The organism is Paenibacillus swuensis (assembly GCF_001644605.1).
In the GTDB taxonomy this organism is placed as follows: Bacteria; Bacillota; Bacilli; order Paenibacillales; family DY6; genus Paenibacillus_N; species Paenibacillus_N swuensis.
In genome coordinates this window covers 3,639,976-3,654,404 of the sequence record NZ_CP011388.1, presented here as the reverse complement: position 1 = coordinate 3,654,404, position 14,429 = coordinate 3,639,976, and the positions used below count along the sequence as shown (strand labels likewise).

The 14,429-nt window shown below is 46.5% G+C and carries 11 protein-coding genes; all 11 read right to left on the bottom strand.

From position 1 onward, the window contains the following. Nucleotides 1–21 precede the first annotated feature (21 nt). On the bottom strand, nucleotides 22–1,119 hold the full coding sequence (nusA, locus tag SY83_RS16215) for a transcription termination factor NusA (protein ID WP_068608404.1): 1,098 nt from the start codon (nucleotides 1,117–1,119) through the stop codon (nucleotides 22–24). 64 nt (nucleotides 1,120–1,183) lie between these two features. After that, a complete protein-coding gene (gene rimP / locus SY83_RS16210; protein WP_068608403.1) occupies nucleotides 1,184–1,645 on the bottom strand; it encodes a ribosome maturation factor RimP in 462 nt (153 codons plus the stop codon). A 201-nt stretch (nucleotides 1,646–1,846) separates the two neighbouring features. Next, entirely contained in the window at nucleotides 1,847–6,109 is a 4,263-nt protein-coding gene (locus tag SY83_RS16205) for a PolC-type DNA polymerase III (protein ID WP_068611146.1), read from the bottom strand. Between the two features lie 252 nt (nucleotides 6,110–6,361). Next, nucleotides 6,362–7,810 (bottom strand): proline--tRNA ligase, encoded by a 1,449-nt coding sequence (gene proS, locus SY83_RS16200; protein WP_068608400.1) that lies wholly within the window; start codon nucleotides 7,808–7,810, stop codon nucleotides 6,362–6,364. Nucleotides 7,811–7,837: 27 nt separating this feature from the next. After that, entirely contained in the window at nucleotides 7,838–9,079 is a 1,242-nt protein-coding gene (rseP, locus tag SY83_RS16195; protein WP_068611145.1) for an RIP metalloprotease RseP, read from the bottom strand. Nucleotides 9,080–9,323: 244 nt separating this feature from the next. Beyond that, nucleotides 9,324–10,472 (bottom strand): 1-deoxy-D-xylulose-5-phosphate reductoisomerase, encoded by a 1,149-nt coding sequence (locus tag SY83_RS16190; protein WP_068608399.1) that lies wholly within the window; start codon nucleotides 10,470–10,472, stop codon nucleotides 9,324–9,326. A gap of 37 nt (nucleotides 10,473–10,509) precedes the next feature. Beyond that, nucleotides 10,510–11,307 (bottom strand): phosphatidate cytidylyltransferase, encoded by a 798-nt coding sequence (locus tag SY83_RS16185; RefSeq protein WP_068608397.1) that lies wholly within the window; start codon nucleotides 11,305–11,307, stop codon nucleotides 10,510–10,512. A gap of 56 nt (nucleotides 11,308–11,363) precedes the next feature. Next, nucleotides 11,364–12,134, bottom strand: coding sequence for an undecaprenyl pyrophosphate synthase (locus SY83_RS16180; RefSeq protein WP_068608395.1), 771 nt, complete (start codon nucleotides 12,132–12,134; stop codon nucleotides 11,364–11,366). A gap of 128 nt (nucleotides 12,135–12,262) precedes the next feature. Continuing rightward, nucleotides 12,263–12,817 carry a ribosome recycling factor gene (gene frr / locus SY83_RS16175; RefSeq protein WP_068608393.1) on the bottom strand — a complete coding sequence of 185 codons (555 nt, stop codon included), beginning with the start codon at nucleotides 12,815–12,817 and terminating at the stop codon, nucleotides 12,263–12,265. After that, nucleotides 12,817–13,545, bottom strand: a complete 729-nt coding sequence (pyrH, locus tag SY83_RS16170; protein ID WP_068608391.1) for a UMP kinase — start codon at nucleotides 13,543–13,545, stop codon at nucleotides 12,817–12,819. Before pyrH ends, frr begins: the two co-directional genes overlap by 1 nt. 110 nt (nucleotides 13,546–13,655) lie before the next feature. Further along, a complete protein-coding gene (gene tsf, locus SY83_RS16165) occupies nucleotides 13,656–14,306 on the bottom strand; it encodes a translation elongation factor Ts (RefSeq protein WP_068608389.1) in 651 nt (216 codons plus the stop codon). Nucleotides 14,307–14,429 lie beyond the last annotated feature (123 nt).

Genomic DNA, 14,429 nt, shown 5'->3' with positions numbered 1-14,429 from the left:
CCCTTCCCGTGCCCAAACGGGTTAGTCGATGCTGATCGAATCCTGATGCATTAGTTCTGTGGAAGTTTTTGTCCTTCCGAACTCTTGCTCCGCTTGGGTTTCACTCTTAATATCGATCTTCCAGCCTGTCAGTTTAGCGGCAAGTCTGGCGTTCTGGCCTTTAATACCGATGGCCAAGGAAAGTTGATAATCCGGCACGATCACTCGCGACATCTTCTCATTCTCGTGAACGGTCACTTCGACAACCTTGGATGGACTAAGCGCATTCGCAACGTACTCATCCACATTCTCGGACCAACGAACGATGTCAATCTTCTCGCCTTTAAGTTCATTTACAATCGTCTGAACACGCAGGCCTTTAGGACCTACGCATGAGCCAACCGGGTCAACCTCAGGATTACGGGAGAAAACAGCGATCTTCGAGCGGAAGCCGGCTTCCCGGGCAACGGACCTGATCTCAACCACACCGTCAAAAATTTCAGGAACTTCCAGTTCGAACAAACGTTTAAGCAACCCCGGATGGGTACGCGAGAGTATGATTTGAGGACCTTTCGTCGTGTTTTCCACTTTCGTAATATACGATTTGACGCGGTCGCCGTGAACGAACTTTTCATTAGGCATTAACTCGTTCAACGGCAGAACGGCTTCAATCTTACCGAGATCAATGTAGATGTTTCGTTGATCTTGACGTTGTACAATACCCGTAACAATATCCTCTTCTTTGTCAATGAACGCATTGTAGATGAGTCCGCGTTCCGCTTCACGAATCCTCTGAGTCACGACCTGTTTAGCGGTCTGTGCAGCAATCCTTCCGAAATCCCGAGGTGTAACCTCAATTTCAGCGATATCATCAAGCTGGTAATTAGGGTTCATCTCACGGGCTGCATATAAGGATATTTCAAGACGCGGATCAAGCACATCATCCACCACCGTCTTGCGCGCGTATACCCGAATCACACCTGTCGTACGGTTCATATCCACCCTTACGTTCTGCGCCGTATTGAAATTGCGTTTATAGCTGGAAATCAGCGCTGCTTCAATGGCTTCAAGCAAAATATCCTTGCTGATGCCTTTCTCTCTTTCAATCTCCGACAGTGCTTCAATAAAATCCATACTCATTGGAAAATAACTCCCCCTTAATCAATCATTCAATAGTTACTTGCTTATAAGCTTTAATCATCAATTAGAATACAATCGCTAATCTGGCCCCAGCGACTTTATCATAAGGCACTTCTGCCGTTTTCTTCGGAGTCCGTATCTTCAGAATCCCGTCCACGAAAGAAAGCAATTCGCCTTCAAACTCTTTCAAGCCCTGAACAGGTTCATACGTAGTTACGAATATATGCTTGCCAACAGCTTTAACGACATCTTGCTCTCTCTTTAAAGGACGTTCCGCTCCGGGAGATGACACTTCCAAGAAATAAGCATCTGGAATCGGGTCCGTTTCGTCCAGCTTATGGCTTAGAAACTCGCTGACACGGCCGCAATCCTCGATATCAATGCCGTTCTCTTTGTCGACGAACACACGCAGAAACCAGTTGCTGCCCTCTTTGACGTATTCAATATCGACAAGTTCAAATCCATGTTCGTCCAGAAAAGGTTGAACAATCGGTTCCACGATGGATTTCGCCTGGGTTGAATTCAAAAAAATGTACCTCCTCGGAATGGGTCAATATGTATGAAGCTATACGTAACAGTCTCATATCAAAATGTAAAGAGTGGGTTTCCCCACTCTTCTGCAGTCGTTCTATACACATTATTACCAGAAAAATTATAACATAACACCTTACCGCTGACAAGGGTGTTCCCTTGACGGTCAGCTTTAGTCGGAACAGCAAGGATGGGTCTAGAACAAGGAAAGCTGATTCGTTTCAGGCAATCCCCGGAAACAGCCCATTCCTGTCAGAACTTCGATAATCGTCTTACTTGCCTTGGAGCGTTGTTGAAAATCTTCGATGGAAAGGAATTCACCGCCGTCTTTTGCCGCCGCGATGTTCCTTGCCGCATTGTCACCGATTCCGGATATAGCTCCAAACGGTGGAATTAACGATTCGCCGTCAATGATGAATTTAGTGGCATCGGAACGGAATAAGTCGACAGGTTTGAAGGAAAAGCCTCTCGCCGTCATCTCAAGCGCCATCTCAAGCAACGAAACCGAAGCTTTCTCTTTAGGTGTTGCCTGAAAAGCCTTTTGTTCAATCTCAACCAGTTTGCGCAAGATCGCATCGTACCCTTGACAGAGCAGTTCCAGATCGAAATCTTCAGCGCGGACTGTAAAGTATGTCGCGTAATAAGCAATGGGATAATACACTTTAAAATATGCCGTGCGCACGGCTGAAATAACGTAAGCGGCGGCATGCGCCTTAGGGAACATATACTCGATGCGCAAACAGGAATCAATGTACCATTGAGGCACCTTATGCTTCTTCATATCTTCAATCCACTCGTCCGTCAGACCTTTACCTTTACGGACACTCTCCGTAATTTTGAAAGCAAGGCCCGCATCCATACCCGCTTTGTAGATTAAATAAAGCATGATATCATCCCGGCAACCAATCACTGTCTTAATCGTACATTGCCCTTTGCGAATCAACTCTTGAGCGTTTCCGAGCCACACCCCGGTTCCGTGGGACAATCCTGAAATCTGCAACAAATCGGCAAACGTTTTCGGTTCCGTTTCCTGAAGCATTTGCCGCACAAACTTGGTTCCCATCTCTGGCACACCGTACGTCGCAACAGACGAACGAATCTGTTCGGGAGAAACGCCCAACGCGTTCGTTGATGAAAAGATACTCATGACTTTACTGTCATTCATCGGGATCGTCGTAGGGTCAACTCCCGTTAAATCCTGCAGCATCCGCATCATTGTGGGATCATCATGACCCAGTATATCGAGTTTCAGAAGATTCGCGTCAAAAGCATGATAATCAAAGTGAGTTGTTTTCCATTCCGCGCTTTGATCATCGGCCGGGAATTGTACAGGCGTAATATCTTCAACTTCAATATAATCAGGTACTACCACAATACCGCCGGGATGTTGCCCTGTGCTGCGTTTTACACCCGTACAACCGTTGGCCAACCTTGTAATTTCCGCGTTGCGCCAGGACTTTCCCTTCTCTTCTTCATATTTCTTTGCGAAGCCGTACGCGGTTTTCTCAGCAACCGTACCGATTGTACCCGCTCGGAACACATTCTTCTCTCCGAACATCTCTTTCGTGAAATTATGGGCAATCGGCTGATATTCACCGGAGAAGTTCAGATCGATATCGGGAACTTTGTCGCCTTTAAATCCAAGGAATGTCTCAAACGGGATATCCTGTCCTTCGCCTTTAAGTTTGGAACCGCATTTCGGACAATCCTTATCGGGTAAGTCGAATCCGCTCGGGTAACTTCCGTCCAGGAACCATTCGGTATATTGACATGCGCACAAGTAATGAGCCGGTAGCGGATTTACTTCAGATATGCCCAGGAACGTGGCCACAACCGAAGATCCCACGGATCCCCGGGAGCCTACCAAGTAACCGTCTTGATTCGACTTCTTCACTAACCGTTCAGATATCAGATAGTTTGCAGAGAAACCGAATTTGATAATAGGAACAAGTTCTTTCTCCAGACGCTGCACTACCACCTCAGGGACCGGCTCGCCGTATAGCCGCTTAGCGGTTTCATAACAAGTGTCGCGAATCTCCTCATCGGCACCTTCGATAATGGGGGTGAACAGCTTCGTCGGAAACATTTCGATTTCTTCGAACCGGTCGGCGAGCTCCGCTGTATTCTGGACAACCACTTCATGCGCTTTGGTCTCGCCTAAGAATGCAAACTCCTTCAGCATCTCTTCTGTTGTCCGGAAATGCACGTCTGGTTTCGTAATATCTTTGAGCGGACTAAATCCGGTAATTCCCTGGATGGTAATGTCGCGGAAAATCTTCTCGCGAGGATTCAAGTAGTGCACATTCCCCGTAGCAATTACCGGTTTATTAAGCTTATAACCGATTTCACATACGCGCTTCAACGCACCCTCGATTTCATCCTTGCTCCCGACCAAGCCCTTCTCCACCAAGTGCATGTAGAGTCCGACAGGTTGAATTTCAAGCACATCGTAGAATTCCGCCACACCCTCGGCTTCTTCTACCGACTTATTGAGAACCGTTTCGAATAACTCGCCTTTTTCACAACCCGAAACGATAAGCAATCCTTCACGAAGCTCTACCAGCTTGCTCTTAGGAATACAAGCAACACGGTTAAAGTGTTGGGTGTGCGACATCGAAATCAGCTTGAACAAGTTCTTCTTCCCTATTGCGTTCTGTGCGTAAATACAACAATGAAATGGTCGTACTGTCTTTAAATTTTGGCCGACAAAATCATTTAACTGCATTAAATTTACCATTCTGGACTGTGCAGCTTCGTTAATCAAATGATACAGCACATAGCCCAACGCTTCAGCGTCATCCACGGCACGGTGATGATTTTCTAATGATACTTTATATTTATCCGATAGCGTGTTTAAACGATGGTTCTTCATCGTAGGATGGAGCAGACGCGCCATCTCTAACGTATCAAGGACGGGATTCATCAGTTCAGGCATGCCAAGTTGCTTCAAAGTGTACTGCATAAATCCGATATCGAATCGAGCGTTATGCGCAACCAGAATATCATCGCCAATAAACTCGATAAATTTGCGGATGGAAGGCTCAAGCTCGGGTGCGTCCTTGACCATTTCATCCGTAATATTCGTAAGCTGCTGGATGTGATAAGGAATTTTTTCATGCGGATTTATAAAGGTGGCAAACCGGTCCACCTCTTTACCGTCCTGCATCTTAACGCCCGCGATTTCTATAATCTTGTTGTTTACGACGGAAAGACCGGTGGTCTCGATATCAAAAACGATGTAAACCGCTTCTTTCAGAATCTCATCACGCGGTTGAAAAACTACAGCAATATTGTCATTCACCACGTTGGCTTCAACACCATAAATGACCTTGATTCCGTGCTTCTTAGAGGCTTTGTAAGCATCGGGGAAGCATTGTACGCCGCTATGGTCCGTAACGGCAATGGCTTTATGCCCCCATTTGGCGGCTGTTTTCACGTATTCACCAATGGGCGTTAATCCGTCCATGGGACTCATGTTGGAATGCAAGTGAAATTCTACACGCTTCTCCGTGGCCTTATCTTTACGTTCAGGCGGAGGCAGAACTTCATTAATATCGCTCGGAATCATCACCAGCTCCGGAATTTGAATAAAGCGGTCATACTCCACTTTGCCGCGGCACCGAATCCACTTTCCGTTGGAAAGTAAATTCATGATTTTCACGTCTTCTTTGTTCTTTGCGAACACTTTTAACTGCAAGGAATCTGTATAATCTGTTATAAAGAACGTAAACAACGTCATACCATTGCGCAGCTCTTTTTGATCCAAGTTAAAGACGGTGCCCTGAATGACAATCTTCTTCTCTTCATCCAGGATGCTTTGGATCGGCACAGGCATTTCTTTAATGTCATTCCCGACCATCAGCTTCAAATCCGGTTCCGGTCCGTCCGTTTCCTCAGGTTCACCAAGAGCTTCAGTTATTAACTGCTGTACTACGTCCCGTTCTTCTTGTTCAATCTTCTGAACGAAGCGTTCGTATTCTTCCGAGTTAGACTCGCCAACCGTCAGCTTCACCTGGTACTCCCTAGAAAAGAATTGCGAGAAAAAACGTTGAATCCATTGATCCATACCTTTCTTTTTGGCGAGTTCCAGCGATGTGGGGTCGAGAAGCACCGCGGTCAGCAACCCGGAATTCACCTCTAGTTTTCCTTTAGACATCCACCCGATTGCCGAGGGCACCTCGCGTTGCACCCATTCCAAGAACAGCCCCCAATATTCATCCACCAAGAGCTGATCCGTTACGTCTTCATTGTATTTCATGACAAATCGTATTTTGGCGATATGGGCATATTTATCCTGAATCAGTTTGCAAAAGGACCTGTAAACGCCGTTCGGAACCAATGCGTTCTTAGTCAGGTGAAACGTCCAGTCCCGATTGGTGCGGCTGCATTCCACACGATCAATATAACCTTCCGAAAAGTAGGATTCCATGACTTCCAAAGGGATTTCAGATTGCCGCATCAAAAGTTCGAATCGACTTCTTTTTTCGGCATGTGCGCTCACTAAGATTTCCCCCTCTATTAAACTATTGCATCTATCAGATCATAATAAATCCGTTAATTGCTATATTCCAAATGACAAAGAAAAGTATAGGGCAACACGCCGGGTTGAGTGCGGGATACATTAATCCGCAGCGGTGTCTATTCCCTATACTTTCATTCAGGTAAAGATGGTCCGAACTCTGACTATAACACGATCAGCTTCATACAGTCTCTAGTAAGCTCTGGCAAATACAACCGTATGCTGTGCATCTTCCCCGCACACTAAACAATTGGATTTTGTTTGTTTGGGTTCAAAAGGAATATTCCGGCTCGTGGCCCCCGTCTCTTCTTTCACGGTGTGCTCGCAAGCATTGGATCCGCACCAGCCTGCAAGATAGAAGCCTCGTTTGACCTCCATATCGGCCTTCAGCTCGTCCAACGTATCCACGGATAAGAAGTTATCATCTCGGAACTGCTTCGCGTTCTCAAACATCTGATCATGTATTTCCTGCAGCATCTGATTAACTTCAGTTACTAAATTGTCCTGGGAAACCACACGTTTCTCCCCGGAAACTCTCGATACCAGCACACAAACGCCATTCTCCATGTCACGAGGTCCGAGTTCCAGGCGCACAGGTACGCCTCTCATTTCGTATTCGTTGAATTTCCAGCCCGGGCTTTGGTCCGCGCGATCGTCCACTTTGACGCGAACACCGGCTTTCTTCAGCTCCTTGAACAATTCATCGGTGCGGCCGATGACAGCATCTCTGGTTTTCGGCGGACCGATCGGAATCATGATTACTTGTGTAGGTGCAACCTTGGGCGGAAGCGCTAAACCGCGGTCATCTCCGTGAACCATGATCAGCGCTCCGATAAGCCTTGTGCTTACGCCCCAAGAGGTCGTATGTACAAACTGCTGCGTATTCTCCCGATCCAGAAATTTAATATCGAATGCTTTCGCGAAATTGGTGCCCAGGTAATGTGAGGTTCCCGCTTGAACCGCGCGGCCGTCCTTCATCATCGCCTCAATGGAGAAGGTGTCCATCGCGCCCGCGAACTTCTCTGAAGGGGTCTTCTGCCCGGTAATAACAGGGATCGCAAGGAAGTTCTCCACGAATTCACGATAGATTTCGAGCATCTGCATTGTTTCCTGACGCGCTTCTTCTTCCGTTTCATGCGCCGTATGGCCTTCTTGCCATAGGAACTCGCTTGTACGCATGAAAGGCAGTGTACGTTTCTCCCACCGGATAACGTTAGCCCACTGATTGATTAACAAAGGCAAATCGCGGTAGGATTGAATCCACTTGGAATACATATGACCGAACATCGTCTCGGACGTTGGACGGATCGCCAATTTCTCTTCCAGCAACTCTCCGCCCGCTTCCGTAACGAAAGGCAGTTCAGGATTGAATCCTTCGACGTGCTCTTTCTCTTTCTGGAAGAAACTTTCCGGGATCAACAACGGAAAGTAAGCGTTCCGGTGCCCGGTTTCTTTGAATTTAGCGTCCAACTCGCGTTGGCAAAGCTCCCACAATTCATAACCATCCGGTCTGAACACGATACATCCCCGAACTGGGGAATAGTCCATAAGCTCGGCTTTCTTAATAACATCAATGTACCAGCGGGAAAAGTCCTCGCTTTGCGGCGTAATTTCCGTGACAAACTGCTTATCCTTTGACATAAGTACCCTCCGACATGTTTAACATCATTAACTTTTGAATAATCGTAAAATATCATTATAGGTGACTGCAAGCATCAGGATCATAATCATCGCAAAACCGATGAAATGGACCATGCTCTCCCGGTTGGGATCAACAGGCCTGCCCCGAACCGCTTCAACACCAAGAAATACAAGTCGGCTGCCATCCAGCGCCGGGAATGGCAACAGGTTGAAGATCCCAAGGTAAAGGCTTAATATACCAGCCCAATAAATGAGTTGAGGCAATCCCGTCTTCGCGATCTGGCCCGTAACTTCAAATGTCCGGACTGGTCCGCCAAGATCATCAAATTTAAATTGACCGAAGATCAATTTCTTAAAACCATCGAAGATCAATACGGTTGAATCCTTAAGAATCGTGAATCCCCGGCCGATCGCCTCACTTATCGTGGCATCCCTGGTAATGACGGGCACCATAATCCCTACTCTGCCGATATTCTCGGGCTTAACCCGTGCAGGCGTAACTTCAAGCGTAACTTCTTTCCCGTCACGAATGACGATCCAATCCATCTTCTTGGCAGGAGACTTCGCAATCATCTCCACAAGTTTAGTACGGTCACCGCCAATGGACTCGCCGTTTACAGATTTTACGATATCCCCGGGCAAGACGATTCCGTTCGCCACTGAGGTGGGCTCTACCGAACCGATCTTGACAAATTGCGGATTTTCTACCGGTAAACCTGACATAAATACATAACTGATAAACAGTACGATAGCCAGAATAAAGTTCATTAACGGGCCTGCAAAGATGGCAAGCGAACGTTGAGCTACCGTTTTGCTGCCGAATTGACGGTCATAAGGCGCAATCTGTGTTTCCTTTAATTTAGATACGACCATCGCTTGAGGGTGCAACTTCAGGTGCTGCTCTTCCCCGTCAACATCAAGATGCAAGGATAATTTCCGGTCCATGTCAATCTGATGGATTACCCCTTGTACCGTGTTTGAACGCTGATCCAATTGATCCATAAAAATATGCGTCACTTGTTGATCTTTATTCAATCTGAGAGCTACGGTCTGTCCAGGCGCAACTTCTACGGTTTCCGGGTCTTCACCCGCCATCCGGACAAAACCGCCTATTGGCAACAAACGTAATGTATATCGAGTTTCTCCTCGTTTATAGGAAAAAAGCTTGGGACCAAATCCAATCGCGAATTCCCGAACCAGGATCCCCGCACGTTTAGCAAAATAGTAATGACCCCATTCATGAATGGAAACCAATACGAAGAAAACCATTACCGTCTGAAACAGCACTTGTGGCGTCAACGCTTCCCAACCCCTTATCTCTTAATGTTCAAGGCTATGAATGCCGGTTTTCCAAGAAAACGGGACGTAACATGTCCTTAAGATAACATTATTCCTCACTCTAACACAAGAGAATCGAAAGTGGCAAACAAACTCTGCGATGTTTAAAATATAGAGCTGATTTCAAAGAAATACCCGCGTCAGCACGAAGCCGCCCCGGGTTGTTTTCATCCGTTTATTTAAATAAGGATGCTGCCGTCAGCCGGGCCCATCCGTCACTTTCATCGATTTGTTCCAAGTCTGGATCAGCAGCGACCTCATGTTGCTGCAGTACCGCGTCAATGACGTCTTCAATGGCTAAGAACGCAATTTCGCCTTTCAAGAAGCGAGCTACCGCGATTTCATTCGCCGCATTGAATACCGTCGGCGCCGTTCCGCCTGCAATACCGGACTCATAAGCCATTCTAAGGCAGGGAAAGCGCTCGAAATCCATTTCCCTGAAATGAAGTTTCCCGATTTCAGCCAAGTTCAGCGGCTCAGTAGGCGTCGGCATCCTTTCAGGGTAAGTCAACGCGTATTGTATGGGTACCCGCATGTCGGGATTGCCAAGCTGGGCCATGACACTGTAATCGTTAAACTCAACGAGTGAATGGATGATGCTCTCGGGATGAATTAATACTTTAATCTGGTCATAGGGAAGATTGAACAGCCATCTTGCCTCCATGACCTCAAGTCCCTTATTAGCCATGGTAGCTGAATCAATCGTTACTTTCGCGCCCATCGACCAGTTGGGATGCTTCAATGCTTGATCCACGGTTACTCCCGCAAGTTGCGCACGGCTTCTGTCCCGAAATGAACCTCCGGATGCCGTAAGTGTAATCGCGCGAACATCCTCCCGACGCTCGCCGTTCATACATTGAAACAACGCCGAATGCTCACTGTCGATCGGTATAAGGGATACGCCACGCTTGGCTGCGAGAGATGTCACCAAATGACCCCCGCTTACGAGTGTTTCTTTGTTGGCGAGTCCGATCGTTTTGCCCGCATCCACAGCTGCCAATGTCGGCTTTAAGCCTTGGCTGCCAACGATGGCTGTAATAACAAAATCTGCGTTACTGCCTGCAGCAATTTCAATTAAGCCCTCTTCTCCCCAGTAAAGTTGCGTTCCTGCGGGTAATAGACCGCGAATTCGCTCCGCTGAAATGTTATCTGCTACAGATACTTTATGCGGACGAAACGCCCGGACCTGTTCGGCCAAAAGCTCTATATTGGTCCCGGCTGACAAGCCCACCACCTCATACAAGTCAGGATAGTGAGAAATCACATCCAACGCCTGTGTGCCTATAGATCCTGTCGAACCGAGAATAGATATCTTTTTCTTCACATCGACACCACTTTCCACGAATCAGTTCAAGGGCTTGTTAGTATTGTACCAAGCCTAGTATATGTACAATCGGAAATACGATAAGCCAGCTGTCGCAACGATCGAGAATACCGCCATGCCCCGGAAGCACATTACCGGAATCTTTAACGCCCCGAACCCGTTTATAGGCCGACTGAATGAGGTCGCCCAACTGCCCGAACAAGGCAACCGTAATGCCGATCCAGATGGCATTTCCGATCGTAAGCAGCTCCGGTGCGTAGAGAGAAAAACAAACAGCGGCAATCACGGATACGACCGTCCCGCCTACAGCGCCTTCAATCGTTTTTTTCGGAGAAATTTCCGGCCAGAGTAAATGTTTGCCGAACGACCAGCCTGTGAAATAGGCGCCGGAATCCGTAGCCCAAATACAGGAAAACAATAAGAATGTCCAGTACAAACCGTGCTCCGGAATCGCTCTCGTTACAATCATATAGTGAAAGCCGATGCCTATGTAAATGACACCTATAAACAATACCGAAACCTTATCAATATCTTTTTTATTTTTTGAAATTACGGTAATCGCAAAAAAGACCAGCATCAGGAGCCAAACCGATGATTCCGATGAAGGGAGATTCAATCCGTCAATCCGGTTCCATGGAAACACAAAAAACAGGATCCCGACAAACCCCACAAGCGATGGAGCCTCGAGAACCTTCAGCCCGTTCATTTTCACAAATTCATAATATCCGACTAGTGATAATCCAATAATGAGCGCACGAAACCAATACTCTCCTAACACCAACAGGAACAGAAAGACAGCTCCGGCCAATACTCCAGTAATTATTCTTTGTTTCAAAGCTATTCCTCCATATAAGCTATAATTCTATCGGGATTTGGAGAGTACAGGCAAGATTATAACCCGCCGAACCGTCTGGCACGCTGTTGATAACCTCGGATGGCTTCGTAGAAGTGGTCTTCCGTGAAGGCTGGCCAGTATACGTCCGTAAACCATAATTCTGAATAGGCTAGCTGCCACATCATAAAATTACTGATCCGCACTTCACCGCTAGTGCGTATTAACAGGTCAGGATCCGGTAGAGCTCGGGTTAGTAAATATTGCGAATAAACCTCTTCAGATATGTGATCAGGCTGCAATGTCCCGTCTTGAACATCAGCCGCCATTTCACGAAAGGCTTGAATCATCTCTTTACGGCTGCCGTAGTTTAAAGCAAAATTTAAGATCATTCCCGTACAGTGTGATGTGCGAGATTCAGCTTCTTCCACGGCCTTAAAGGTGTGGGGCGGAAGATCTTCCTTATAACCCATAATTCTTACTTGAATATTGTTTTCAATCAAGTCTTCAAGCTCCAACGAAAGAAATTCCTGCGGAAGCTTCATCAGGAACTCAACCTCTTCTTTGGGCCGTTTCCAATTCTCAGTCGAGAAAGCGTACAGGGTCAGCACCTTTACCCCGAGCTTATCAGCCACTTTAGTAATGCGTTTGATGGTCTTCATTCCCGAATGATGTCCCGCAATTCTCGGCAAGCCTTGGCTTTTGGCCCATCTTCCGTTACCGTCCATAATCACAGCTACATGCTGAGGTATTCGATCAGAAGACAGGTCTTGCGGGATCGGTTCCATATGCGGTTTGGCGGCAAAAAATTTAAATAGTCGTCTTAGCATCTTTTATCCCCCATGAAGAACTCAAACCGAAAATAAATCCCCAAAAGTGAAGCGAAGCTTCATAGCTTACTCCGGTACCTTTCGGGGATACGTGTTCATTCTGTGATATAAATTAAATAATCGGTTGGTTAGACTTCCATAATTTCTTTCTCTTTGCTGACCAGAATCTTATCAACTTCACCTGTGAAACGGTCCGTGGCTTTCTGGATATCTTCTTGATGTTTACGGGATTCGTCTTCGGAAATCGTTCCCTTTTCCAGCTTCTTAATATCATCATTCGCATCCCTGCGGATATTACGAATAGCAACCTTGGCGTCTTCGCCGAATTTCTTCGTCATTTTGACCAATTCTGCTCTTCGCTCTTCCGTAAGTGCCGGAATAACAATTCGGATAGAACTGCCGTCATTAGACGGAGTCAACCCTAAGTCGGATTTGAAGATCGCCTTCTCGATTGTGCCCAGTGAAGACTTGTCCCAGGGTTGAATCATCAAGGTTCTTGAATCGGGAGTTGATAAGTTAGCCAATTGGTTTACCGGCGTCAACGCCCCGTAATATTCAACCTGTACCCGATCTAGCAAAGCAGGCGTAGCACGTCCTGCACGAAGTGTGGTCAAATCTCTTTGCAACGCGAGCAAAGCCTTTTCCATCCGCTCTTCAGCATCTTTTTTCACAGCTTGCGGCATTAGTTGACACTCCCTTTGACAATGGTACCGATTTTTTCGCCAAGGACAACACGTTTAATATTGCCCTCTTCCGTAATGTTGAATACGATCAATTGAATATCGTTATCCATACATAAGGAAGAAGCCGTTGAGTCCATGACACCGAGGTTTTTGTTTAGAACTTCCATGAATGTCAGCGTTTCATATTTCTCAGCCGTCGCATCTTTAAACGGATCTGCGGAATAGACGCCATCCACTTTGTTCTTAGCCATCAGGATTACTTCCGCCTCGATTTCCGCTGCGCGTAAAGCTGCAGTCGTATCTGTCGAGAAGTAAGGGTTTCCTGTACCCGCCGCAAAAATAACTACACGGCCTTTCTCAAGGTGACGAACCGCGCGTCTGCGAATATAAGGTTCAGCAATTTGTTGCATGGCAATGGAAGTTTGCACCCGTGTAGGCACATCAATCTGCTCCAGTGCATCTTGAAGAGCAAGCGAATTCATCACCGTTGCAAGCATGCCCATGTAATCTGCGGTCGTACGGTCAATCCCCTTAGCGCTACCGGCAATACCTCTCCAAATATTCCCTCCCCCAACAACGATTGCAACCTCAACCTGTAATGCGATAACCTCTTTAACCTGCTCTGCAATCGAGGAAATCGTATCCGCGTCAATTCCGTAACCTGTCTGTCCGGATAGCGCTTCACCGCTTACTTTAAGAACAATGCGTTTAAATACCGGTTGTTCCAAACTATTTTCCTCCATTTCAAAACTAAGTTGATAAGACTTATATATAATGATTTTGTTTAAAAAAGAAGGAACACAGAAGGTGTTCCTTGCTTTAGGGTATTTAAATGAAATTACATTTTGGCTTGAGCCATAACTTCTTCAACAAAGTTGTCGACTTTCTTCTCAAGACCTTCTCCAAGCTCAAAGCGGGCAAAACGACGAATTGAAATGTTCTCACCAATCGCTGCCATTTTCTCTTTCACAAGTGTATCGATTGTGATGTCAGGGTTCTTAATGAAGGATTGCTCCAATAGACAGAATTCTTCATAGTATTTGCTGATGCGGCCTTCGACCATTTTGTCAACAATCTTCTCTGGTTTGCCTTCGTTCAAAGCTTGGGCTCTAAGAATTTCTTTCTCTTTGTCCAACTCTTCAGTAGAAACTTCTTCACGACGAACAAATTTAGGGTTAGCCGCTGCGATTTGCATAGCTACGTCGCGCGCAAACTCTTTGAAATGGTCTGTCTTGGCAACGAAATCCGTTTCGCAGTTAATTTCAACCAGAACACCGATCCGACCGTTAGCGTGAATGTAAGATTCCACAACGCCTTCTGTAGCGATACGCCCAGCCTTGTTAGCTGCCGCGGCAAGACCTTTCTCGCGAAGAAGTTCGCCTGCTTTGGTGATGTCGCCGTTAGCTTCTTCTAACGCTTTCTTGCAATCAAGCATACCTGCTCCTGTTTTCTCGCGTAGTTCTTTTACTTGCGCTGCTGTTACTGCCATAATAATTAGCCTCCTTAAGTAGTGGTTATGACCGAAATTACGGACGACGATTATGTAATCGATCGTTTCGCTTGAAAAAAAAGGGCAGTGATAGGTTAAATAACCTCCCAACCACCCTTCTTA